The organism is Rhizobium sp. YTU87027 (assembly GCF_050644135.1).
Taxonomy (GTDB): domain Bacteria; phylum Pseudomonadota; class Alphaproteobacteria; order Rhizobiales; family Rhizobiaceae; genus Rhizobium.
In genome coordinates, this window is the sequence record NZ_CP098440.1 from 174,317 (window position 1) to 195,218 (window position 20,902).

The following is a 20,902-nucleotide window of genomic DNA, read 5'->3' on the forward strand; positions in this document are numbered from 1 at the left end:
AATCGCCTCAGCCGGAAAGCACCATGGCCCAGTAGGGGACGTTTCTGGAAGTGGAATTGCGCGCCACCGCAACGCCCAGGCCATTGTAGCGACCGAGCATGTTTTCCAGGTGGTGCGGGGAGTTGATCCAGGCAGTCACCACGGAGGGAACCGACTGCTGGCCGGCTGCGATGTTTTCCGCAGCTGGCATCTGCACACCGCTTGCCTTGACGCGCGGTGCAAAGCCGTCGCCGATGCCCATCACGTGCTTCATTTTGCCGGCCGATGCCATGCGCTTGGCCTGGAACATCGCCGCGTCCTTGGCCGCGGGATCCGCCGAAAGCGGCGGCAGTCCATTCTTGGCGCGCAACTGGTTGACCAGTGGCAATGCGTCGGCCGTTTCGTCTTCGCCGTCCGAAGGCGTGGAAGCGAACTTGGGCGCCGTGGTGCAGCTTGCAACACCAGCGACTAGCACGAGGCCGGAAATGTGCAGCAGCCCGCGCCGCGAGAGGATGAGAGAGGTCATATTATCGCCGATAGCTGAAGAGACGGATGACGAGGAAGACGGGGATCACGACGGTCGCGCCGAGCAGCAGATAATCACCGACGCGTCCCAGCGCGGCAAAGCCGCGATGCCAGACTTCCAGAACGAAATTGCGGAAGCCGTAGATGAAATCCAGCGGCGCCCAGCCGAACACGGCCATGATGAAGCCGACGATCAGCGATACGACCAAAAGCTTGACCAATGTGCGGCCGAGGGAATCGCCGAGAAACTTGTTCATCTGATCGGACATGCGCCATCTCCTGTTTATCCCTGAAATACGGGCGCGAACTGTCGCTCGCAAGCCTTTTTCAGGTCTGGCGTTCCCGCCTCTGAAATAGGACTTGAGTTTTTTTGTGGCCGCAGCCAAATGCGGACCGATCCCAACAGGTCTTCAACATGCAGCCCAACCAGTTCACTTCAGGCGACGTGATCGCCGACCGCCGCGCCGACTATGCCAAGATGCTCGACGAAAGCGGCGAGCCGGATGCGGCCGCCGAATTGATGGAACAGGCGCTGGAGCTGGCGCCGCGTTGGGCTGCCGGCTGGTATCGGCTGGGGGGCTACCGCGAGAAGGCAGGCAACAAGGTGGGCGCGATCGAAGCCTACCGGCAAACCTTGGAGGTCAGTCCGGACGATATTTTCGGCGCTGAACTCAAGCTCGCTTTGCTTGGCGATGTCGAGGCGCCGGACCAGCCACCAAGCAGCTACGTCGAACGCCTCTTCGACGACTATGCCGATCGATTCGAGACTTCATTGGTGGAGAAACTGGATTACAGCGTTCCAGCCAAGCTTGCGGCACTCGTTGCGACGACCGGCAGGAGCTATGCGCTGGCCGTGGACCTTGGTTGCGGCACCGGCCTGCTGGGGCCGCAAATCCGTGATCGCGTTGCGCGCCTCGAGGGGTTTGACCTATCGCAGAACATGCTTGCCAAGGCCGTCGAGAAGCACGTCTACGATCATCTGGCACAAGCCGACCTGTCGCTGGCTCCTGAGGCGACGGGCCTCTTTGCCGAGGGCACGATGCATCGTGCCGCCCTCGTCACCGCCGCTGACGTGTTGATGTATCTCGGCAATCTCGAGAGTGTGTTCGAGGCGGTTTCAGCACTTGCTTTGCCGGGTGCCGATTTCGCTTTTTCCGTCGAGGACGCGGGCGAGGGGGATGGTTTCCACCTCGCGCAGTCATTGCGCTACGCCCATTCCGAAGCTTATGTCCGCGCGCTCTGCGCCCACCATGGCTTTGGGGTCATCGCCGTCAGCAAGACGGCCATTCGCAAAGATGGCGCAAACATCATTTCAGGCATTCTGTTCCTTACGCGCAAGGCGACATAGCGGAACGATTCTTGCGAAGTGATAATAGGTCAGCATTACTTACGTATTTCGCTTGATTGCACGGCAAAAACCACTGATAATGCTGGCTAATTCACTAGGAATGTCCTCAGGAGTTTGAGGCGTCCGACATCATTCATCAAGCACGTTTCGTTACGCTCGGGTCTTGCTCGGGCGCATTTGAACATGTCTGCCGTTTGGGGATCAATAGCAATGGCACAACTTTTCAACGCCCTCGGCTTCTGGAACACCAGCGCCAGCCGCCATACCCCGATCGAAGACGTTCAGGGGATTTTCTCTGGCAGCCTCGTTGCGGCGCTCGGGCTTTATGTTCTGGCCAGCGCAGGTCTTTTGACCGGCAGCACCGCCGGTATCGCGTTCCTGCTGCATTACGCCTTCGGGGTAAACTTCGGGCTTGCCTTCTTCCTGCTTAACCTGCCGTTCTTTTATCTCTCATGGACGCGGCTTGGCGTGGCCTTCACGATCAAGACCTTCATCGCAATCGGCCTGACATCTCTGATGACCAGCCTGCAGCCGAAGGTCATGGACATTTCCGCCATCCATCCGGCCTGGGCAGCGCTTCTCGGTGGGCTGTTGCTGGGCTTCGGCCTTCTGGCGCTCTACCGCCACCGTGCCAGCCTCGGCGGAGTCGGCATTCTCGGCATCTACATGCAGGAGCGCTTCGGTATCCGTGCCGGCCTCGTGCAGATGGCGATTGACCTCTGCGTACTGGCCGCCGCCTTCTTCGTCGCCACACCGCCGGTGGTCTTCTATTCCGTGCTCGGCGCGGTGGTGCTCAACCTCTTCGTGGCTATCAACCACCGCGCCGATCGCTATATCGCGCTGTAAAATACACTCCCTCTCCCCGTGGGACGGGGAGAGGGGCTGCGATTGTCACGCAGCCTGTGCCGGCTTGTCGATCGGGTGCTGCGAGCGGAAGCCGACGGCGAGCCGGTTCCAGATATTGATCGTGCCGATGGCGACCGTGATCTTGGTGATCTCTTCTTCGGTGAAGTGGGCCTTCAGGGCTTCGAAATCGGCGTCCGGCGCGCCGGTTTCAGCAATGCGGGTGACGGCATCGACCCAGCCGAGCAGGGCGCGTTCCCTGGCGTCGTAGACCGGGGATTCCCGCCAGACGCACATCAGGTTGATCCACTGTTCGCTAAGCCCGTCGTGCCGGGCTTCCTTGACATGCATGTCGACGCAATAGGCGCAGCCATTGATCTGCGAGGCGCGCAGCTTGATCAGGTGGATGAAGCGGCGCTCGAGGCCTGATCCTTGAACATACTGCTCCAGTGCGGCGACAGCCTTGTAAGCGTCCGGCGATGCCTTGGCGAAGTTGAAACGTGCTTGCATGATTCATTCTCCTTTTGGGTTCGGGGCTCAGCGAGCCGTTCTGCGTTCATTCATTTCAAGGAAGGCGCAGCCGCGGGCGGCGATCCCGCCGTCGTCATCAGCAGCGAGCTGCGCCAGGATGTCGGCGATGCTGGTCTTGGCAAGTTCGGCGCGGTAGGCGCGCTCGGCCTTCAGCATCGCCGCGCTGATCTGGCATGGTTTCGTGAAATAGCGCCCCGGCAGCTGGTTTGGCCCGCGCTGGCGGATCTCGCTGCAACGAAACGCCGGCTCCGGCCCTTCAACGGCAAGGACGATGTCCAGGAGGCTGATCTCTTCTGTCGGCTTCGCCAGCTTGTATCCGCCCTTCGGCCCGGGAACCGTGTTTACGATGCCGGCACCGGAGAGTGCCTGCAGGTGCTTCAAAAGATAGCTCGTCGAAACACCGTGAAACTCCGCCAGCGCGGCGGCTGAAAGCACGCCGCCTTCTGACAGACCGGCCAGCATCGCGACGCTGTGTATCGCCTGCTCGACGCCATCACCCAGTTTCATTGAACCACCTTTTCAATTCGTGGATAAAAAATATCCATGATTGTGAGCTATGTCAAGCAGGTATATGCAAGGGATCGAATGCAAGGTGTGTTGCACGCGTCTGGGGTTGTGAAGCGGCAAGGATTCGCTAAAGTCGAAGTTGTTGGGCAAAAACAATTCCAATAAGGGAACCGCAATGAGAAAGACCATTTTTCTGACGGCCGCTGCCTTGCTTGCGGCGACACACCTCGCATCCGCCGAGGACACGATCCGCATCGCAACCGAGGGTGCCTATCCTCCCTTCAACTACGTCGAATCCGACGGCAGCCTGAAGGGCCTCGACGTCGACATGGCCAATGCGCTCTGTGAGGAGATGAAGGCCAAGTGCACGATCGTCGCGCAAGATTGGGACGGTATCATCCCGGGGCTTCTGGCCAAGAAGTATGATGCCATCATCGCGTCGATGAGCATTACCGACGAGCGCAAGAAGCAGATCGACTTCACGAACAAGTACTACACGACGCCGCTTGCGATCGCCGTGCCGAAGGATAGTCCGCTCAAGGGCGTCACGGTCGACGACATGAAGGGCAAGGTCGTCGGCGCGCAGGCTTCGACCACGCAGGCCGACTATGCCAACGACGTCTACGCCAAGGGTGGCGCTGAAGCGAAGATGTATCCGACGCAGGACGAAGCCGTAGCCGACCTCCAGAACGGCCGTATGGACGCGCTGATCTCCGACAAGTTCGTGGTGGTCGACTGGCTGAACAAGGCCGGCAAGGATTGCTGCAAGCTGCTCGGCGATGTCCCTGGTACGGAAACGCAGGCTGGTATCGGCATCCGCCAGGGCGAAACAGAGCTGAAGGAGCGCTTCAACAAGGCGATCGACGCGCTTGTCGCCAATGGCAAGTATCAGCAGATCACCAAGAAATACTTCCCCTTCGACATCTATTGATCGCTCGTCGATCCAATCGCGCGGAGGCCGAAAGCCTCCGCGCCCTTTGACCAAGTCCATCCGATGAAAACAGATATTCTCGTTCTTGGTGCCGGCATTGTCGGCGTCAGCGCGGCCATTCATTTGCAGGATCGCGGCCGCTCCGTCGTGCTTGCCGATCGCGGCGAGCCGGGTGGCGGCACCAGCTACGGCAATGCCGGGCTGATCGAGCGTTCCTCCGTCGTTCCCTACGCCTTCCCACGGCAGCTCGGCACCATTGCCAAGTATGCGCTGAACGGCTCGTCGGATGTCCGCTACGATCCGACCTACCTTCCGCGCATCGCCGCATGGCTGGCGCGCTACTGGTGGCATTCCTCGCCGACCAATCTGGAGAAGGCGACGCGGGCCCTGCTGCCGTTGATAGAAGCCAGCGTCACCGAGCACGACAAGCTGATTGGCCGCGCCGGCGCATCGGACCTCATCCATGCACGCGGTTGGGTGTCGTTCTACAAAAATCCAGGCCGTTTCGAGGCCGCGCGTGCGGAGGCCGAAAGCCTCTCCGCTCATGGTCTGGCGATCCGCATTCTCGACGCCCGCGAGTTTCTGGCGCTGGAGCCCGCTTTCGCCGCGAGCGGCCGCATCGCCGGCGGCGTCCACTGGCTCGACCCGAAGACCGTGACCGACCCGCAGGCGCTGACGGCAGCTTATGCGAACCTCTTCACGACTGCCGGCGGCACGGTCGTCCGAGCCGACGCCTCCGCTCTTCGCCAGGAGAAGAACGGCTGGTCGATTACGACCGATGAAGGCGAGGTCATCGAAGCCGCCGAGGTCGTCATCGCGCTTGGACCGCAATCCGGTCTGATCTTCCGCAAGCTCGGCTACCCCTTACCGCTGGCGGTCAAGCGCGGCTACCACCGGCACTATGCGCAGCGCGAGGGCCAGCCACTCGGCCATTCCGTGGTCGACGAGGAAGCCGGCTACGTGCTGGCGCCGATGGCGCGTGGCATCCGGCTGACGACGGGCATCGAATTCGCCGCGCCCGATGCGCCGCCAAATACCATCCAGCTCCGTCGTGATGAGAAACATGCCCGCGCTCTGTTCCCGCTCGGCGAGCCGGTAGAGGTGACGCCCTGGCTGGGCCTGCGTCCCTGCCTGCCTGACATGCGCCCGGTGATCGGCCCGGCGCCGCGCCATCGCGGCCTCTGGTTCAATTTCGGCCACGCCCATCACGGCCTGACGCTTGGCCCGGCAAGTGGCAGGCTGCTGGCGGAACAGATGGCCGGCAATGACACGTTTGCCGATCCCAAGCCTTTCCATCCGCATCGCTTCCTCTAGTTCGCCACCCGCCATTCTATTTCGGCAACGCGTGCACTACCTTTAGCGCCGTGGACCAGATCGATTCCGAAGCCCGTATTGTCCTGCCTCCGCCTTTCACCCGCTGGTTCGCGGACAAGGGATGGCGCCCGCGTGCCCATCAGCTGGAATTGCTGGCACGCGCAGAGGCAGGCGACAGCACGCTGCTGATCGCGCCAACCGGCGCCGGCAAGACGCTCGCCGGCTTCCTGCCGTCACTGACCGATCTGACGCGCCGCGGCAGGATCCCCCCGGGCTCCGCCTTCACCGGTATCCACACGCTCTACATCTCGCCACTGAAGGCGCTTGCCGTCGACATCGAGCGAAACCTGATGAAGCCGGTGGAGGAAATGGGCCTGCCGGTGACGGTCGAAAACCGCACCGGCGATACGCCCGTTGCCAAGCGCCAGCGCCAGAGATTGAGCCCGCCCGACATTCTGCTGACCACCCCCGAGCAAGTGGCCTTGCTGCTCGCCAGCCGCGAGGCCGAGCGCTTCTTCAAGGACCTCAAATACGTCGTTTTCGACGAGCTGCATTCGCTCGTTACCTCGAAGCGCGGCCACATGCTCTCGCTCGGCCTCGCCCGTCTGCGCCGCTTGGCGCCAGCCCTGCAGACGATCGGCCTTTCGGCCACAGTCTCCGACCCGATGGACCTGCAGAAATGGCTCGTCGCGCAGCAGGAAGGCGAAGACCATCATGCCGGACTGGTCATCGTCGAAGGCGGCGCCAAGCCCGACATTTCGATCCTGTCGACCGAGGAGCACATCCCCTGGTCCGGACATTCGGCGAAATACGCGATCCCCGATGTCTACAAGCAACTCCTCGATCACCGCACGACGCTGCTCTTCGTCAACACCCGGTCTCAGGCCGAGATGCTGTTTCAGGAACTCTGGACGGTGAACGAGGAAAACCTGCCGATCGCGCTGCATCACGGCTCGCTCGATGTCGGCCAGCGACGCAAGGTGGAGGCCGCGATGGCGGCAAACCGTCTGCGCGCTGTCGTCGCTACCTCGACGCTCGACCTCGGCATCGATTGGGGCGATGTCGATCTGGTCGTCCATGTCGGCGCGCCGAAGGGCGCCTCCCGGCTTGCCCAGCGCATCGGCCGCGCCAACCACCGTATGGACGAGCCCTCGAAGGCGATCCTCGTGCCCGCCAATCGCTTCGAGGTGATGGAATGCCAGGCGGCGCTCGACGCGAACTATATCGGCGCGCAGGACACGCCGCCGGTCGGCAAGGGAGCGCTGGATGCACTGGCGCAACATGTGCTTGGCATGGCCTGCGCCGAACCGTTCGACATGCTTGAGCTCTACGACGAGGTCACCAGCGCCTCGCCATACGCCGATCTCTCCTGGGAAACCTTCGAGCGCGTCGTCGATTTTGTTGCGACGGGCGGCTATGCGTTGCGCACCTATGAGCGCTATGCCCGCATCCGCAAGACCAAGGAAGGACGCTGGCGCGTTTCCAATCCGCAAGTCGCGCAGCAATACCGGCTGAATCTCGGCACCATCGTCGAAAGCCCGATGCTCAACCTGCGCATGGTCAAACGCGGCGAAGGCGGCCGGATCGGTCGGGGCGGCGCGACGCTGGGCAAGGTCGAGGAATATTTCCTCGAACAGCTCTCACCCGGCGACACCTTCATCTTCGCCGGCAAGGTGCTGCGTTTCGAGGGCATCCGCGAGAACGAGGCGCTTGCCTCGCAGGCCTTCTCGATGGATCCGAAAATTCCATCCTATGCCGGCGGCAAGTTTCCGCTTTCCACCTATCTGGCGGACCAAGTGCGTTCGATGATCGCCGATCCCGATCGCTGGCGCCGCCTGCCGGACCAGGTGCGCGACTGGCTGGCGATCCAGCAGGAAAAGTCGATACTGCCGAAGCGCGACGAGTTGCTGATCGAAACCTTCCCGCGCGGCAGCCGCTGCTACATGGTCATTTATCCCTTCGAGGGGCGCCTGGCGCACCAGACGCTCGGCATGCTGCTGACGCGGCGGCTCGAGCGGGCCGGCGCCAAGCCTCTCGGCTTCGTCGCGACGGACTATTCGCTCGGCATCTGGGGCTTCGAAGACATCGGGCTGATGATCCGCAACGGCCGGCTCAGCCTCGCCGATCTCTTCGATGAGGACATGCTGGGCGACGATCTCGAGAGCTGGCTTGAGGAATCCTTCCTTTTGAAGCGCACCTTCCGCAATTGCGCCGTGATTGCAGGCTTGATCGAGCGCCGTCACCCAGGCAAGGAAAAGACCGGGCGACAGGTCACAGTCTCAGCCGATCTGATCTATGATGTGCTCAGAACTCACGAGCCGGATCACATCCTCCTGCAGGCGACGCGGCAGGATGCGGCAACCGGGCTTTTGGATATTTCCCGGCTTGGCGATATGCTCAGGCGAATCAAAGGCCACATCACGCATCGTGCGCTCGACCACATCTCGCCGCTGGCGGTGCCGGTCATGCTGGAGATCGGCAAAGAGCCGGTGCATGGCGAGGCCCACGATGCGGTGCTGGCGGAAGCAGCAGATGACTTGATCGCGGAAGCGATGGCGTGAAGACGATTTAACGGCGAAAGCCGGCGTGACACTGGGTTTGCGTTTGGATCCTCGGGCAATCGAACAAAAGGAACCGACGGCAACACACCACCCGCACACTGGAAAGATACGAGACGTGATGAACCGCTTGGCGCTCGCGCGTGAACTGAACGGACTGGCCGCGCTACCGGGCGTCGAGACCTCCGTCCATGGCGTCGCTGCTGTTTGCGATCCGCTCGGCGCGCTCTACATGCCCGATGCCGGCATTCTCGTCGTTTCCGATTTGCATCTGGAGAAGGGCGCGGCGTTCGCCCGCCGCGGCATGATGTTGCCGCCCTACGACACGCTGGCAACACTGACCGTGCTTTCGGCCGTCATCGCCCGCTACGACCCGAAGCTGGTGGTGTCGCTCGGCGATAATTTCCACGACCGCGTCGGTTCGACGTATCTGCCCGAGGCGTTCCGAAGCCTGATTGCCGAAATGGCGCGCGGTCGCGAATGGATCTGGATCAACGGCAACCACGATCCGGATGGCACAGTCGATCTGCCGGGCACATCTGCCGATGAAATGCATTATGGCGGCCTGACCTTCCGCCACGAGCCGAAGGGCGGCCTGCAGAAAGGCGAGATCGCGGGACACCTGCATCCTGCCGCAACCGTGCGCCGCCGCGAAAAATCGGTCCGCCGCCCGTGCTTTGCCACCGACGGCGCCCGCTTGCTGATGCCTGCGTTCGGCGTCATGACCGGTGGCCTCGACCTTCGCCACAAGGCGATGAAAGGTCTGTTCGATCACACCGCGCTGATTGCCCATCTCCTCGGGCGGGACCGGATCTACTCCGTCAGATTTTGCAACCTCGTGGGCTAAACACCCATAGGCTGCCGGCCGTCTTCACCTCAGTCACCGAAATAGTAGAGAGGCTGGCGCGTCAGCTCGCCGCGGCCGAGATGGCCGTACACATCGTTTCCCAGGATCCAGAACGAAATCGCCTGGGTCTTCAGGCTGAAGATATAGTCGCCGGAGATCCAGTGGTCCGCCTTGCTGCCAGAAAGCGCATAGAGATAGTCGCCAACCTCATACATGACGGCTTGGTGCGAGCTGTAGTCGTATAAGTAGCGCTCGGCCATCTATTCTCCTGATTCTATGTCAGAAGGAATCCCACGATAAGTCTTATAGTGTCAAACAATACTGTCGCTATGTGCCGATCAACCCAATTTTGTTTCGTACTGGGCATTCACATACGACTTTTACTAGGTTTCAGTTCGCTCCGAAGAGTTCAGTTGCATTCCTGCAACTGCCGCTGATAGGTCACTGCCATGTTGTTGAACCGCTGCGCCGTCTTCTGCAGTTGCGCATTCGAGCGCCAGTCGCCGCGCATGTAGCCTTTCGGGCCGGAATAGTAGGCGAGGTAGAGGTTGTAGGCATCGTTCAGCGGGATGCCCGTCAACTGGCTGTTTTGTGAATGGTACCAGCCGATGAAATCGATCGCATCGGCGAAGTTGGTGCGGCGCGCCGCCCAGCTGCCGGTGGCGGATTGATAGTGATCCCAGGTGCCGTCGAGCGCCTGCGAATAGCCGTAGGCGGTGGACGGGCGCGTCCAGGGAATAAAGCCGAACAGCTTGGTGCGCGGCGGTCGCGCATAAGGCTGGAAGCCGGACTCGGTGTACATAGTCGCCATCAGGATCGGAACCGGAACCCCATATTTGCGCTCGGTCTTTTCCGCCGCGTGCTGCCAGCTCGTGAAAAGCCCGTCGCGCTGGTCGAAAACGGCGCAGATGTTTCGGGTCTGTTTGGGAGCCGTCGCGCAGCCGGCAACAAGTGCCAGAAGCACGAGAACGGGGAGGGCACGGATACGCATTACAAGGAACCTCTCGTTTCCGAGAGATTACTAACTCGTAAATATTAACGAGCGGTTTTTAGTCGATGCGAGTTGCCCCAGCAAATGGCGACAGGGGCCAGTCGATTTATGAGAGCGGCTTTTCCATCCGGAAATTGGCCAGCGTCTGTCCGCGCTTCTCGACGCTTTGTCGTGCCAACACGACCAAACCTCGCCGTTCGAAGAAGGGCCTGGCCGTCAGGCTTGCTTCGGTAAAGATGCGTTTGAGGCCGAGTTTCTGAGCTTCTGCCTCTATCCTTTGCAGCAGCGTACGCGCCGCACCGATCCCTTGATGGTCGGGGTGAACGAACATCATGTCCAGATGCCCGTCGGGCTCCAGGTCGGCAAAGCCAATCGGCAGATCCTGCACTTCGGCAATCCAGGTTGGCCGGCTTGCCCGGCGCTCCGCCCATACCTGTCGGTCGTCTACCTTAGCCCAGGCTTCGATCTGCGCCGGCGTGTAGTCCCGGGATGCAACCTCGAGGATCGCGCGGAGGAAAATCTCCACCGTATTATCGCAGTCTGCCGGCACATAGCGTCGCAAAGTCAGCATCGTCGCAAGCATCCGTTTCGCTTTCTGGATGATCTACACTCTTAGGGAAATGCTGTAACGCGATTCAGGTTGCCAAATTGCTTGGCGCGGAGGACACAGGGCAGTCCCTGTGTCCCTTGCGTGTGGCCCGAAGGCATCTATTGTCGACCAATGCCTGGGCGGTTGGGAGTATGTGATGTCGGCAGTGCCTTTCTCGAAAATTTCGACGCCGCTCAATGCGCTGCTCGCTACAATCGGTCTCTTGGTCGTTGCCGCATTGACGACGCAGGGCCTTGCTGAACAGGAGAGGCTCGCCTTTGAGTTGCTACTTGCGGCAATTTGGCTGGCCTATGTCCTTCAATTGAGCGGCACATTGCTTTCACGGCGACACCGCCTGTCGGACGGGATGCCAGCCCTTGTGATTGATTTGCTCGCGGTTCTGGTTCCGGCTGCTGCATTCTTGTTCGTCGGGTCCCGTGATCGAAACCTCTTTTGCGCCATTTGGCTTCTCAAGCCATTGCGGGATTCGACCTTCTTCAGGCTGCTGGCAAAGGTGGTCGCGAACGAATCGCGCAATTTGCTTGGCGTGACATCGGTGTTCGGTATCGTTCTCTTTGGCGCTGCGTTGGCCGGTTATGTCATCGAGCGAGACGTCCAACCGGATAAGTTCGGCAGCATCCCGCAGGCGATGTGGTGGGCGGTCGTGACGCTGTCGACGACCGGCTACGGCGACGAGATCCCGCAGAGCCTCGCAGGTCGAGTTCTGGCCGGATTGGTGATGATGAGCGGGATCGGCATTTTTGCGCTTTGGGCCGGCATCCTCGCCACCGGCTTCTACGAAGAGGTTCGCCGCCAGGACTTCGTTCGCAACTGGCAATTGGTCGCCGCCGTGCCCCTGTTCCAGAAGCTTGGCTCCGCGGCACTGATCGAGATCGTTCGGGCGTTGCGACCGCGCATTGTCCCCGCCGGTGCTGTGATCTGTCGCAAGGGCGATGTTGGCGATCAGATGTTTTTCATCGTTGAGGGGCGGGTCAGTGTGGCGACACCCGACCATCCGGTGGAACTCGGTGCCGGAAGCTTTTTCGGCGAGATGGCGCTCATCAGTGGCGAACCGCGCTCAGCGACGGTCAGCGCAGCAACGGAGGTGTCGCTGCTGTCGCTCTACGCGGTGGACTTCCAGATGCTGTCGAGCAGTAGTCCGGAGATCGCGGAGATCATCCGCAAGACGGCGCTGGAGCGACGGGGCGGGATGCCGAAGGATTGATTCAAGCCTGGGATGGCTGCGGCATTGCCGCAGCCGGCGGGGTTACGCCTTGGCCGGCTCATAGCGCAGGATAACTGCGCCAGCCGCGGTCGTCGCGCTGTCGAGTAGCTTCAGTGGAAGCCGCTGCTTGGCCGGTTTGAAATGCGGATTGCCGCCGCCGAGGATGATAGGCACAAGGCAGATGCGGATTTCATCCACCAGTCCTTCCTTCAGGAGTGAATCCGCCAGTTCGGCGCTGCCGAAAATGAAGATCGACTTGCCGGTTTCGGCCTTCAGCTTCTTGAGTTCCGAGACGGGTTCACTCACGACGCGGGTATTGTTCCAGTCGGCTGTCGTCATCGACCTCGAGACGGCTATCTTGGCAATGCCGTTCATATAGGTCTTGATCTTCTCGCCTTCCTCGTCCGTGGCCGTCGGCCAATAGGCGGCCATGCCCTCATATGTCTTGCGGCCGAAGACGAGCAGGTCGCCCTCTTCGCCAAGACGCTCGAAGTACTGTTGCAGTTCGGGACCCCAGACAAGAGTGTGAAAATCGATATCCCAAGGCTTCGTGCCTTCGAAATAGCCGTCAAGCGTCATCAGATTCCAAACGATAAGCTTTCTCATCTCCTCGTCCTCTCTCGAAACTGATTGCAATTAGCAACTGGTTGAAAGCTAGATCGACCGGTGGCAAAATGCAAGCAGTTTTTGGAAGGTGCTAATGGACGACGCTCACCGCTCCGGCTGCCCGATCAATCTGACGCTCGAGGTTCTCGGCGATCGCTGGAGCTTGATTATTATTCGCGACATCATGTTCGGCAATCGACGCTATTTCCGCGAACTGCTGCAGAATTCGGAGGAGAGGATTGCCTCGAACATTCTGGCCGATCGCTTGCGTCGCTTGGTCGACAGAGGATTGCTGACCCGTGAGGACGATCCAAGCCATAAGCAGAAGGCAATCTACAGTCTGACCGAAATGGCGATCCAGCTGGTGCCGATCTTCGCGCATATGGGGGCCTGGGGCAGACGACATCTCCCAGTTTCCGAGGAGCTTTCCATCCGGGCCGAGCTTCTGGAGACCGGAGGTGCAGAGCTCTGGGACGCTTTCATGGATGAGTTGCGCGCCAAGCATCTAGGCAAGAAGCTGGCCGCTGGAACGCCGTCCGTGCTCGCACGCCTGACCGAAGCCTATCTCGATGTCGTGGCCCGCAAGGCGAAATCGGCCTGATCAATCCTTGCGGAACACCACGCTGGCGCCCCAGCCGGTGATCAGCGCCAGGAAGACAGAGAGCAGGCCGTAGGCGATCGGCTGCGCGTGCGCCGCGTCGGTAATCATTTGCTCGATCCCGGTCTTGATAACGCGCAGCGGAACCGACTTCTCAGTGACGAAGCTACCACTCTTGAAGAGATAGGCGCGTACGGTGTGCACCCCGTTCGGAATGTTTGCCGGTAGTCGCAGACTTGCCTTGAAGAGGCTGGAACTGACGAAACGCACACCGCTCGGGTCGCGATCGTAGAGCCCCCCGTTTTCCTGCAGCCGGCGAAAGGCCTGCCGAAACTCGCCGAGATTGCTGGCATTGCCGACGAAGCCGACCGGTGTCAGCGGAATATGGTCGATTCCGATCCCCATGTCCGTCAGGTCGAGCGGCGTGGTGATATCATCCAGCATGCGCGAACTCGACATCGAATAGGAGTGCGGCACAGCCTCAAAGGTCATCGAGCGCGTGTTGACCCAGATGCCGAACACGCGCTCTTTCCGGCGCACCGTAGCATTTTCCCGTGGCCCCTCAAGAACAACGACCACATCATACTGGCCGATCGCCAAGAGCAGGCTGTCGGTGTTGGTCACGGCTCCAAAGATCGTCAGATCCGCGCCGCGGAAATCCGAGGTGATGGCGATTTCGCTGGTGGACGTGCCGATCTCAAGCCCTTCGGCGGTCGCTTGCGTGGCTTGGCCCGGGAGCAGCATCTGCGCGGTCGCGACACCGGGTAGCATCGTGGCGCAAAACAGCAGGGCGGCGAGGAAGCGGCGCATCAATTCGCTCCCATGACCACGGAATAGACGTCCGCCGGCGTTACGACGAGCGCAACGGCAAGGCGAAGGCCAACAGCGAGTACGAGAAGCCCTAGCAGCGCACGCAGTTGCTCGCCGCGCAGCTTCTGTCCCACACGCACGCCATATTGTGCGCCGACCACGCCGGCAATCATCAGGATGAACGCGAGCACAATATCGACCGAGAAGTTGGTGGCGGCTTGTACGACCGTTGTATAGGCGGTCACGAAGATGATCTGGAACAGCGATGTACCAACAACCACATTCGTCGGGATACGCAGGAGATAGATCATCGCCGGCACCATGATGAAGCCGCCGCCGACGCCCATGACCGACGTCAGGATGCCGATGCCGAAGCCAAGGGCAACGACAGGGATCACGCTCAGGAAGATCTTCGACTTCTTGAACCGCATCTTGAGCGGTAGCTTGTGCACCCAATGATGATGGCCGGGGCGTCGTGGTGTCGGCGGCACGTTCTTCGCCGCCCGGCGCATGGCATTGATGCTTTCGAGCAGCATGAGCCCGCCAACCGTGCCGAGAAAGATGACGTAGAGCAGCGAGATGATGAGATCGAGCTGGCCGATTTGCCTGAGCAGCGAGAAGATCCAGATGCCGACCGTCGCGCCAGTCAGACCGCCGATGAGCAGCACGGTTCCGAGTTTCACGTCGAGCGTTCCGCGCCGGAAATGCGTGATGGCACCCGATATGGAGGAGGCGACAACCTGGTTGGCGCCGGTGGCGACGGCTACGACCGGTGGGATGTTGTAGAAGATCAGCAGTGGCGTGATCAGGAAGCCGCCGCCGACACCGAACATTCCGGAGAGAAAGCCGACGGCTGCCCCCATGCCGAGAATGATGAAGATGTTCACCGACAATTCTGCGATAGGCAGATAGATTGTCACAGCAGACCCCGATCTATGAACTGCCCCCGCAGGCAGGCGTTCCTACATCCCGTTCGAATGGCGCATCATACAGTGAAATCGTTGCCAGAGGATTTCGATACGCGACGTGCAATCCGCTCGATAGTGTGATCACTCTCGAATATTCAGGCTTTTTTTGGGTTTTATGACAGACCGTTAGATGGACGAGCTTCGCAGGATCCGTCGCTATGCTTGATCCGTTGCGGTTGAACGTGACGCACCTGCCGACTAGGGTCGACACGGCATGATCCAGGGGATTCGCGTGAAGGCAGGGTTGGTTCGTTGGTTGTTGGCGGCTTGTGTCCTGCAGCCGATCGCAGCAAGGGCGGAATGGCAACCGGTTGAACAGGTGCAGACCTATGCGGTGACCGGCAGTTCCGGTGCGGCGCTCTACAATTCCATCGGCGAGCGCGGTCCCGAGCTCGGCGGCGGTCGCGCGGTGGCGCATACGACGTTTAAGCTGACTTGGACCAGAAAATACGAGCGCCGGGGAAACGCCTGCGTACTTGCCGTGGCGCGGCCGAAGCTGATTATCACCTATACATTGCCGAAGCCCGCCACAAAGCTTCCCATGGCAACGCAGGCAAGCTGGGCGACTTTCATTGCCGGAATTGAAACGCATGAGCGGGTGCACGGCGACTATATCAAGGAAATGGTCAGGGACATCGAGGCGATGAGCATCGGTTTTTCCGCCGACGATGACCCTGACTGCAGCAAGATCCGGGTCGAACTGACGAAGCGGCTTGGCGAACTTTCCGCGCGACAGCGACAGCAGGGGCGCGATTTCGACAAGCTGGAGATGAGCGAGGGTGGCAATATCCGCCGTCTCGTCCTGCAGCTGGTGAACGGCCCCTGAGGGCCGTTCGAACCTAGGCCGGATCAGCCCAAGGCGGCAGCAGCGACCGGAGCCAGGTGCGGCCAGACTTCCAGGGTGCCGCGATAGATCATGTTCAGCGCCACATAGATGATGATGGCCAGACCAAGATAAGCGATCCAGTGGTAGCGGTTGAGCAGGCGTGCGATGAAGTTCGCCGCGATACCCATCATGGCGATCGACAGGATCAGGCCGATGACAAGGATCGTCGGGTGCTCGCGGGCGGCCCCTGCGACTGCAAGCACGTTGTCGAGCGACATCGACACGTCGGCGATGACGATCTGGCTGGCTGCCTGGAAGAAGGTCTTCTTCGGTGCCGCCGCGCCGCCCTCGGCACCATCTGCTTCGCCGCTGCTGCCGTTGCGCAGATCGCGCCACATCTTCCAGCAGACCCAGAGCAGCAGAATACCACCGGCAAGCAGCAGGCCGATGATCTCGAGAAGCTGAACGGTGACGCTGGCAAGCGCGATACGCAATACCGTGGCAGCAAGAATACCGACGAGAATCGCCTTCTTGCGCTGGTCGGCCGGCAACCCGGCCGCGGCAAGGCCGATGACGACGGCGTTGTCGCCGGCGAGCACGAGGTCGATGAGAACGACCTGCAGAAGCGCCAGCAAGCCGGCCGAAGTGAAGATTTCCATGATGTGACAATCCCTGACATATGCAAAACGCCCCCCGGCGTGCTGACAACGCATAAATGATCGCTGATCGGCTGATCAAGTGGCGCGGGCGCATTATGGAAAAGTTCTGCCGGCCGTTGCAGTTCCGTCCAGCCGACAAACGACCTTCATTTTGCTGACCTAAGCTTCTTTGCATGGGCCGGGATTGGCCATGACGCGGCGAACGTGCTAGCGAGAGCCGCAAAACGCCCCCGGCCCGCATGATCGAGGGGCATGGCAACGCTTTCGGACTCCACGCAGACATGATTCGTATCGAGAATATCAGCAAGCAAAACAGCCACCGGATCCTCTTTATCGAGGCATCCGCGGCCCTCAATAAAGGCGAGAAGATCGGTCTCGTCGGCCCGAACGGCGCCGGCAAGACGACGCTCTTTCGCATGATCACGGGGCAGGAGCAGCCCGACGAAGGCCAGGTCGCCGCCGAAAAGGGTGTGACGATCGGCTACTTCAATCAGGATGTCGGCGAGATGGAGGGCCGCAGCGCCGTGGCCGAGGTCATGGAAGGCGCCGGCCCCGTCAGCGTCGTCGCAGCGGAGCTGCGTGAGCTCGAAGCGGAAATGATCGACCCCGACAAACTCGACGAGATGGACCGGATCATCGAGCGCTACGGCGAAGTCCAGGCGCGCTACGAGGAGTTGGACGGTTATGCGCTCGAGGGCCGTGCGCGCGAAGTTTTGGCCGGCCTGAGCTTCACGCAGGAAATGATGGATGGCGATGTCGGTGCGCTGTCGGGCGGCTGGAAGATGCGCGTGGCACTCGCGCGCATTCTGCTGATGCGCCCTGATGTCATGCTGCTCGACGAACCGAGCAACCACCTGGATCTCGAGAGCCTGATCTGGCTGGAGGATTTCCTGAAGACCTACGACGGCGCGTTGCTGATGACCTCGCACGACCGCGAGTTCATGAACCGTATCGTCAGCAAGATCATCGAGATCGACGCCGGCTCGCTGAACAGCTACTCCGGCGATTACGGGTTCTACGAACAGCAGCGAGCGCAGAACGAGAAGCAGCAGCAGGCGCAGTTCGAGCGCCAGCAGGCGATGCTTGCAAAGGAGATCAAGTTCATCGAGCGATTCAAGGCGCGGGCCTCGCACGCATCGCAGGTTCAGAGCCGTGTCAAGAAGCTCGAGAAGATCGACCGGGTCGAGCCGCCGAAGCGCCGCCAGACCGTCGCCTTCGACTTCCTGCCGGCCCCACGCTCCGGCGAGGACGTCATCAATCTGAAAAACGTTCACAAGAAGTACGGCAGCCGGACCATCTACGAAGGTCTGGACTTCATGGTCCGCCGCAAGGAGCGCTGGTGCATCATGGGCATCAACGGCGCCGGCAAGTCGACCCTGTTGAAGCTGGTCGCGGGTTCCGCCGAACCCGATCAGGGCAGCGTCGCGCTTGGCGCCAGCGTCAAGATGGGTTATTTCGCGCAGCATGCCATGGATCTGCTCGATGGCGAGCGGACGGTCTTGGAATGGCTGGAGGATTCCTTCCCTCAGGCAGGGCAGGCGCCGCTGCGCGCACTTGCCGGATGCTTCGGCTTCTCCGGCGACGACGTCGAAAAGAAGTGCCGCGTGTTGTCGGGTGGCGAAAAAGCGCGGCTGGTCATGGCCAAGATGCTCTTCGATCCGCCAAACTTGCTCGTCCTCGACGAGCCGACCAACCATCTGGATCTCGATACCAAGGAAATGCTGATCAAGGCGCTGTCGCAATATGAGGGCACGATGCTGTTCGTCTCGCACGACCGGCATTTCCTCGCGGCGCTCTCCAACCGCGTGCTGGAGCTGACGCCTGACGGCATCCATCAGTATGGCGGTGGCTATACGGAATATGTCGAGCGCACCGGTTACGAGGCACCCGGCCTGCGGGGCTGAGGAGAACGTAGCGACCGCCGGCCTGTGGGTTCGATACAAAGCAGATGCCTCGCCGGGATGCCGTCCTTTGAGGTCGGCCCGGCTATCCCTCGCCGCCTCGGCCAAGCGGCGCTCCAGATCACGGTATTTCGCCGTGAATGATCTGGCGCCGGTCCTCGTTGGAGCGCGGAAGGCGGGAATAGAGGTGATAGCCGGATCGTGCTGCATCTGTGCCGTCGCCAGCTTGCCCTGGCATGCGCGGCCGCGGCAGCAGGCGGGGATGGCGGCCGCCTTTTGCGGGCCGATTTACCGTAACGTACTTCCGATTTGCGTTTCTCAGGCATTCACTCCCCAAAGCGCATCAGGATCGGAGGAATGCCATCATGAGGTTCATCGCTTTACTGTGCACATTGCTCCTCGCGGGCCCCGCGCTTTCTGCGGACAAGGCGATGCGGCAGACATTTGACCAGGAAATAGAGCGCAAGGCGGTCCAGGCCGTCGTATGGGGAATACCGGCAGTCAACTACGATCTGATGCGGCAGGAAATGCTTGCCAAGACACCAGGGAAGGTCGGACAGGTCATCTACTGGGGGCGTCCGCTGGATTGGAGAAATCAGACGCTGACGCCCAATCCGGACGCCCTGTACTTCATGGTTTTCTTCAGCACGAAGGATGGCCCTGTCGTTCTCGATCTGCCACCGGCCGAGGAAAAGGCCTCCTTCAATGGCAACATCGTTACCGCATGGCAGTTGCCGCTCGAGGATGCCGGCCTGCTTGGATACGACAAGGGCAAGGGCGGCAAGTTCGTCGTCCTGCCTCCAGGCTACAAGGAAAAGCTGCCGGACGGGTTCATTCCACTGCAGTCCGAAGTCTACGGCGGCTACATGCTGTTTCGTTCGAACCTCGCAAGCCATGACGATGCCGATGTCCAGGCCTCCATCGACTACGGAAGGAAGCTTAGGGTCTATCCCCTGTCGACCGCAGGCAATCCGCCGGAGACCGTCTTCTCCGACGTCAAGGATACCGTGTTCGACTCCACGATCAGATGGGACGAGAGCTTTTTCGACAATCTGAATCGTGTCATCCAGGAGGAACCGTGGATCGCCCGCGACCGCGTGATGATCGACCAGCTGAAGTCCCTCGGAATCGAGAAAGGCAAACCATTTGAGCCGGATCAGCACACGAAATCCTTGTTGACCAAGGGCATCAAGGAGGCCGAGACGCTGCTGGAAGCAAAATACGATGCCGGCCTGCCGCCGTTCTTTACCGAAAAGAGCCGATGGACTTTCCCGGCCTATCCGGATCTTATCACAGCCGCGCAATCCAACTTCGATGCGCCGGACGCCTATCCGGTCGACCATCGCGGCGTCGCCTACAGCTACGCCTATATCGGCATCAAGAGGTTGGGGGCCGGCCAATTCTATTCGATCTCGATCTGCGACAAGAACGGCGACGCCTTCGACGGCAGCAGGACCTATCACCTGAATATACCCGCGAATGTTCCCGTTCAGCAGTATTGGTCGGTGACGGCCTATGACCGGCAGACGCACGCGCTGATCAAGAATGTCGCACGTGCCAGCCGCTCATCGCAGATTCCCGATCTAGTGAAGAACAGCGATGGTTCCGTCGATCTCTACTTCGCTGCCAAGGCCCCGAAGGGCAAGGACGCCAACTGGGTGCCGACCGATCCGAAGCGGTCGTTCGAACTGATGTTCCGCGCCTATGGTCCGACGAAGGAGTTCTTCGACAAGAAATGGATTCTACCCGATGTGGTCAAAATCACCGCGCCCTAGGTGGAGAAAGGTGGCTTGCCGCTTATGTCAAGGAAGGGAACAGCAAGCGAAGAGCGAAAGGACTCGCGCAATGGCCAAGAACACGATCTGCCTGTGGTACGACAAGGACGCCGAGGCTGCAGCCCGGTTCTACGCGGAAACTTTTCCCGACAGCGCGGTGGGTGCCGTCATTCGCGCGCCCGGAGATTATCCCGACGGCAAGCAGGGAGATGTGCTGGTGGTCGAATTCACCGTTGCCGGCATTCCCTGTATCGGCCTGAACGGAGGGCCTGTGTTCAAGCACAACGAGGCCTTCTCGTTTCAGATCGCCACCGACAACCAGGAGGAAACCGACCGCTATTGGAACGCGATCGTCGGCAACGGCGGTCAGGAAAGCGAGTGCGGCTGGTGCAAGGACAGATGGGGTCTGTCCTGGCAGATCACCCCACGGGTGCTGACCGAAGCGCTGGCGATCGGCGGTGACGAGGCAAAACGCGCCTTCGATGCGATGATGACCATGAGGAAGATCGACGTCGCGGCGATCGAGGCGGCGCGGCGTGGCTAGCCCATAGTATAATTCGCGCAGCTTCGA

At 60.7% G+C, this 20,902-nt stretch carries 23 protein-coding genes; 12 read left to right on the forward strand and 11 right to left on the reverse strand.

Annotation, left to right across the window (positions count from 1 at the left end):
- Positions 1 to 7 precede the first annotated feature (7 nt).
- On the reverse strand, positions 8 to 505 hold the full coding sequence (locus NBG89_RS00895; RefSeq protein ID WP_431321321.1) for a CAP domain-containing protein: 498 nt from the start codon (positions 503 to 505) through the stop codon (positions 8 to 10).
- Position 506: 1 nt separating this feature from the next.
- Entirely contained in the window at positions 507 to 773 is a 267-nt protein-coding gene (locus NBG89_RS00900; protein WP_431321322.1) for a DUF6460 domain-containing protein, read from the reverse strand.
- A 146-nt stretch (positions 774 to 919) separates the two neighbouring features.
- Between NBG89_RS00900 and NBG89_RS00905 the strand changes: the two genes are divergently transcribed.
- Both NBG89_RS00905 and NBG89_RS00910 read left to right on the forward strand, forming a co-directional pair.
- A complete protein-coding gene (locus NBG89_RS00905; RefSeq protein ID WP_431321323.1) occupies positions 920 to 1,852 on the forward strand; it encodes a methyltransferase in 933 nt (310 codons plus the stop codon).
- Positions 1,853 to 2,062: 210 nt separating this feature from the next.
- Positions 2,063 to 2,698: a YitT family protein gene (locus NBG89_RS00910; protein WP_088691284.1), complete on the forward strand. Its 636-nt coding sequence runs from the start codon at positions 2,063 to 2,065 to the stop codon at positions 2,696 to 2,698.
- A 45-nt stretch (positions 2,699 to 2,743) separates the two neighbouring features.
- On the opposite strand, the gene NBG89_RS00915 is transcribed toward NBG89_RS00910, so the two are convergent.
- Positions 2,744 to 3,205, reverse strand: a complete 462-nt coding sequence (locus NBG89_RS00915) for a carboxymuconolactone decarboxylase family protein (RefSeq protein ID WP_088691285.1) — start codon at positions 3,203 to 3,205, stop codon at positions 2,744 to 2,746.
- Positions 3,206 to 3,232: 27 nt separating this feature from the next.
- Positions 3,233 to 3,733, reverse strand: a complete 501-nt coding sequence (locus tag NBG89_RS00920) for an RrF2 family transcriptional regulator (protein WP_431321324.1) — start codon at positions 3,731 to 3,733, stop codon at positions 3,233 to 3,235.
- A 175-nt stretch (positions 3,734 to 3,908) separates the two neighbouring features.
- Between NBG89_RS00920 and NBG89_RS00925 the strand changes: the two genes are divergently transcribed.
- The 4 genes from NBG89_RS00925 to pdeM all read left to right on the forward strand — a co-directional run bounded on the left by NBG89_RS00925 (position 3,909) and on the right by pdeM (position 9,383).
- Complete coding sequence (locus NBG89_RS00925) at positions 3,909 to 4,664, forward strand: ABC transporter substrate-binding protein (protein WP_431321325.1); 756 nt, start codon at positions 3,909 to 3,911, stop codon at positions 4,662 to 4,664.
- Positions 4,665 to 4,727: 63 nt separating this feature from the next.
- Positions 4,728 to 5,978, forward strand: a complete 1,251-nt coding sequence (locus NBG89_RS00930; RefSeq protein ID WP_431321326.1) for an NAD(P)/FAD-dependent oxidoreductase — start codon at positions 4,728 to 4,730, stop codon at positions 5,976 to 5,978.
- A 50-nt stretch (positions 5,979 to 6,028) separates the two neighbouring features.
- Positions 6,029 to 8,539 carry a ligase-associated DNA damage response DEXH box helicase gene (locus NBG89_RS00935; RefSeq protein WP_431321327.1) on the forward strand — a complete coding sequence of 837 codons (2,511 nt, stop codon included), beginning with the start codon at positions 6,029 to 6,031 and terminating at the stop codon, positions 8,537 to 8,539.
- Positions 8,540 to 8,657: 118 nt separating this feature from the next.
- Positions 8,658 to 9,383 carry a ligase-associated DNA damage response endonuclease PdeM gene (gene pdeM, locus NBG89_RS00940; RefSeq protein ID WP_431322750.1) on the forward strand — a complete coding sequence of 242 codons (726 nt, stop codon included), beginning with the start codon at positions 8,658 to 8,660 and terminating at the stop codon, positions 9,381 to 9,383.
- A 29-nt stretch (positions 9,384 to 9,412) separates the two neighbouring features.
- On the opposite strand, the gene NBG89_RS00945 is transcribed toward pdeM, so the two are convergent.
- The 3 genes from NBG89_RS00945 to NBG89_RS00955 form a co-directional block, all read right to left on the reverse strand.
- Positions 9,413 to 9,643, reverse strand: a complete 231-nt coding sequence (locus tag NBG89_RS00945; RefSeq protein WP_431321328.1) for a hypothetical protein — start codon at positions 9,641 to 9,643, stop codon at positions 9,413 to 9,415.
- A 149-nt stretch (positions 9,644 to 9,792) separates the two neighbouring features.
- A complete protein-coding gene (locus NBG89_RS00950) occupies positions 9,793 to 10,374 on the reverse strand; it encodes a transglycosylase SLT domain-containing protein (RefSeq protein WP_088691292.1) in 582 nt (193 codons plus the stop codon).
- A 106-nt stretch (positions 10,375 to 10,480) separates the two neighbouring features.
- Complete coding sequence (locus NBG89_RS00955) at positions 10,481 to 10,945, reverse strand: GNAT family N-acetyltransferase (protein WP_431321329.1); 465 nt, start codon at positions 10,943 to 10,945, stop codon at positions 10,481 to 10,483.
- 175 nt (positions 10,946 to 11,120) lie between these two features.
- On the opposite strand from NBG89_RS00955, the gene NBG89_RS00960 reads away from it, so the two are divergent.
- Positions 11,121 to 12,188: a cyclic nucleotide-gated ion channel gene (locus tag NBG89_RS00960; protein ID WP_431321330.1), complete on the forward strand. Its 1,068-nt coding sequence runs from the start codon at positions 11,121 to 11,123 to the stop codon at positions 12,186 to 12,188.
- Between the two features lie 42 nt (positions 12,189 to 12,230).
- Here the strand turns inward: NBG89_RS00960 and NBG89_RS00965 are convergent, their stop codons facing one another.
- Positions 12,231 to 12,794, reverse strand: a complete 564-nt coding sequence (locus NBG89_RS00965) for a dihydrofolate reductase family protein (protein ID WP_431321331.1) — start codon at positions 12,792 to 12,794, stop codon at positions 12,231 to 12,233.
- A gap of 94 nt (positions 12,795 to 12,888) precedes the next feature.
- Here NBG89_RS00965 and NBG89_RS00970 point away from each other — a divergent pair, with 94 nt between their 5' ends.
- Complete coding sequence (locus NBG89_RS00970; protein ID WP_431321332.1) at positions 12,889 to 13,395, forward strand: winged helix-turn-helix transcriptional regulator; 507 nt, start codon at positions 12,889 to 12,891, stop codon at positions 13,393 to 13,395.
- Here the strand turns inward: NBG89_RS00970 and NBG89_RS00975 are convergent, their stop codons facing one another.
- On the reverse strand, positions 13,396 to 14,202 hold the full coding sequence (locus NBG89_RS00975; RefSeq protein ID WP_431321333.1) for a TIGR02186 family protein: 807 nt from the start codon (positions 14,200 to 14,202) through the stop codon (positions 13,396 to 13,398).
- Entirely contained in the window at positions 14,202 to 15,122 is a 921-nt protein-coding gene (locus NBG89_RS00980; RefSeq protein ID WP_431321334.1) for a sulfite exporter TauE/SafE family protein, read from the reverse strand. The genes NBG89_RS00975 and NBG89_RS00980 overlap by 1 nt, the downstream gene beginning before the upstream one ends.
- Positions 15,123 to 15,384: 262 nt before the next feature.
- Here NBG89_RS00980 and NBG89_RS00985 point away from each other — a divergent pair, with 262 nt between their 5' ends.
- Entirely contained in the window at positions 15,385 to 15,996 is a 612-nt protein-coding gene (locus tag NBG89_RS00985) for a DUF922 domain-containing Zn-dependent protease (RefSeq protein ID WP_431321335.1), read from the forward strand.
- A gap of 23 nt (positions 15,997 to 16,019) precedes the next feature.
- On the opposite strand, the gene NBG89_RS00990 is transcribed toward NBG89_RS00985, so the two are convergent.
- A complete protein-coding gene (locus NBG89_RS00990) occupies positions 16,020 to 16,655 on the reverse strand; it encodes a TerC family protein (protein ID WP_088691300.1) in 636 nt (211 codons plus the stop codon).
- A 281-nt stretch (positions 16,656 to 16,936) separates the two neighbouring features.
- Between NBG89_RS00990 and NBG89_RS00995 the strand changes: the two genes are divergently transcribed.
- The 3 genes from NBG89_RS00995 (at position 16,937) to NBG89_RS01005 (ending at position 20,875) form a co-directional block, all read left to right on the forward strand.
- Complete coding sequence (locus NBG89_RS00995; RefSeq protein ID WP_431321336.1) at positions 16,937 to 18,559, forward strand: ABC-F family ATP-binding cassette domain-containing protein; 1,623 nt, start codon at positions 16,937 to 16,939, stop codon at positions 18,557 to 18,559.
- Positions 18,560 to 18,921: 362 nt separating this feature from the next.
- Complete coding sequence (locus NBG89_RS01000) at positions 18,922 to 20,331, forward strand: DUF1254 domain-containing protein (RefSeq protein ID WP_431321337.1); 1,410 nt, start codon at positions 18,922 to 18,924, stop codon at positions 20,329 to 20,331.
- Between the two features lie 70 nt (positions 20,332 to 20,401).
- Entirely contained in the window at positions 20,402 to 20,875 is a 474-nt protein-coding gene (locus tag NBG89_RS01005; RefSeq protein WP_088691302.1) for a VOC family protein, read from the forward strand.
- Positions 20,876 to 20,902: the final 27 nt, after the last annotated feature.

What these genes read in the sequence shown, in the direction of transcription:
- NBG89_RS00960 (WP_431321330.1), top strand. Translation starts at nt 11,121, where the DNA reads ATGTCGGCAGTGCCTTTCTCGAAAATTTCGACGCCGCTCAATGCGCTG.
- NBG89_RS00995 (WP_431321336.1), top strand. Translation starts at nt 16,937, where the DNA reads ATGATTCGTATCGAGAATATCAGCAAGCAAAACAGCCACCGGATCCTC.
- NBG89_RS00900 (WP_431321322.1), bottom strand. Translation starts at nt 773, where the DNA reads ATGTCCGATCAGATGAACAAGTTTCTCGGCGATTCCCTCGGCCGCACA.
- NBG89_RS00930 (WP_431321326.1), top strand. Translation starts at nt 4,728, where the DNA reads ATGAAAACAGATATTCTCGTTCTTGGTGCCGGCATTGTCGGCGTCAGC.
- NBG89_RS01005 (WP_088691302.1), top strand. Translation starts at nt 20,402, where the DNA reads ATGGCCAAGAACACGATCTGCCTGTGGTACGACAAGGACGCCGAGGCT.
- NBG89_RS00985 (WP_431321335.1), top strand. Translation starts at nt 15,385, where the DNA reads ATGATCCAGGGGATTCGCGTGAAGGCAGGGTTGGTTCGTTGGTTGTTG.
- NBG89_RS00950 (WP_088691292.1), bottom strand. Translation starts at nt 10,374, where the DNA reads ATGCGTATCCGTGCCCTCCCCGTTCTCGTGCTTCTGGCACTTGTTGCC.
- pdeM (WP_431322750.1), top strand. Translation starts at nt 8,658, where the DNA reads ATGAACCGCTTGGCGCTCGCGCGTGAACTGAACGGACTGGCCGCGCTA.
- NBG89_RS00990 (WP_088691300.1), bottom strand. Translation starts at nt 16,655, where the DNA reads ATGGAAATCTTCACTTCGGCCGGCTTGCTGGCGCTTCTGCAGGTCGTT.
- NBG89_RS00945 (WP_431321328.1), bottom strand. Translation starts at nt 9,643, where the DNA reads ATGGCCGAGCGCTACTTATACGACTACAGCTCGCACCAAGCCGTCATG.
- NBG89_RS00970 (WP_431321332.1), top strand. Translation starts at nt 12,889, where the DNA reads ATGGACGACGCTCACCGCTCCGGCTGCCCGATCAATCTGACGCTCGAG.
- NBG89_RS00955 (WP_431321329.1), bottom strand. Translation starts at nt 10,945, where the DNA reads ATGCTGACTTTGCGACGCTATGTGCCGGCAGACTGCGATAATACGGTG.
- NBG89_RS00975 (WP_431321333.1), bottom strand. Translation starts at nt 14,202, where the DNA reads ATGCGCCGCTTCCTCGCCGCCCTGCTGTTTTGCGCCACGATGCTACCC.
- NBG89_RS00965 (WP_431321331.1), bottom strand. Translation starts at nt 12,794, where the DNA reads ATGAGAAAGCTTATCGTTTGGAATCTGATGACGCTTGACGGCTATTTC.
- NBG89_RS00910 (WP_088691284.1), top strand. Translation starts at nt 2,063, where the DNA reads ATGGCACAACTTTTCAACGCCCTCGGCTTCTGGAACACCAGCGCCAGC.
- NBG89_RS00915 (WP_088691285.1), bottom strand. Translation starts at nt 3,205, where the DNA reads ATGCAAGCACGTTTCAACTTCGCCAAGGCATCGCCGGACGCTTACAAG.
- NBG89_RS01000 (WP_431321337.1), top strand. Translation starts at nt 18,922, where the DNA reads ATGAGGTTCATCGCTTTACTGTGCACATTGCTCCTCGCGGGCCCCGCG.
- NBG89_RS00895 (WP_431321321.1), bottom strand. Translation starts at nt 505, where the DNA reads ATGACCTCTCTCATCCTCTCGCGGCGCGGGCTGCTGCACATTTCCGGC.
- NBG89_RS00905 (WP_431321323.1), top strand. Translation starts at nt 920, where the DNA reads ATGCAGCCCAACCAGTTCACTTCAGGCGACGTGATCGCCGACCGCCGC.
- NBG89_RS00920 (WP_431321324.1), bottom strand. Translation starts at nt 3,733, where the DNA reads ATGAAACTGGGTGATGGCGTCGAGCAGGCGATACACAGCGTCGCGATG.
- NBG89_RS00925 (WP_431321325.1), top strand. Translation starts at nt 3,909, where the DNA reads ATGAGAAAGACCATTTTTCTGACGGCCGCTGCCTTGCTTGCGGCGACA.